General features: G+C 51.9%; 1 protein-coding gene. It reads right to left on the bottom strand.

The features are described 5' to 3' along the window. A partial coding sequence (locus AAHB90_RS32570) for an AMP-binding protein (protein WP_342089504.1) occupies positions 1 to 416 on the bottom strand: 416 nt, incomplete at both ends.

Raw genomic sequence — 416 nt, 5'->3', positions numbered from 1 at the left:
CCGATCGAAGGCGAAGAATAAGAACCACTTTCGGGTTCGAGAATATAATTGCTGGCCACTACCGTATTTTCCGTAGGGCCGTAGTTGTTAACCAGCTTGTAGCTTAACCTACCTGGATTGGCTCCCGCAAGCCGGTCGCCTCCGGTGAGCAGGTATTCAAGAGAGGTACATCTGGTCGATAATTCCCTGACAAGGTCCCACAGCATTGCCGTCGCAACAAAACTATGCGTAATCCCTTCCTGACAAAACAAGTCACCAAGCCTGCCAAGAGACAAGCGGTCTTCATTGTTTACAAGCAGCACCGACGCTCCCGAGCTCAGATATGGAAATAATTCCCAGCCGAACGCATCAAAGCCCACGCCGGCCATTGACGTCGCCCGGCTTGCTTTACTAACCCGATACTCCTGAACGTGCCA

The sequence above is a fragment of the Dyadobacter sp. OTU695 genome (genome assembly GCF_038440355.1).
In the GTDB taxonomy this organism is placed as follows: Bacteria; Bacteroidota; Bacteroidia; order Cytophagales; family Spirosomataceae; genus Dyadobacter.
The sequence above is the reverse complement of the archived record's forward strand: the minus strand, read 5'-3'. Positions and strand labels throughout refer to the sequence as shown.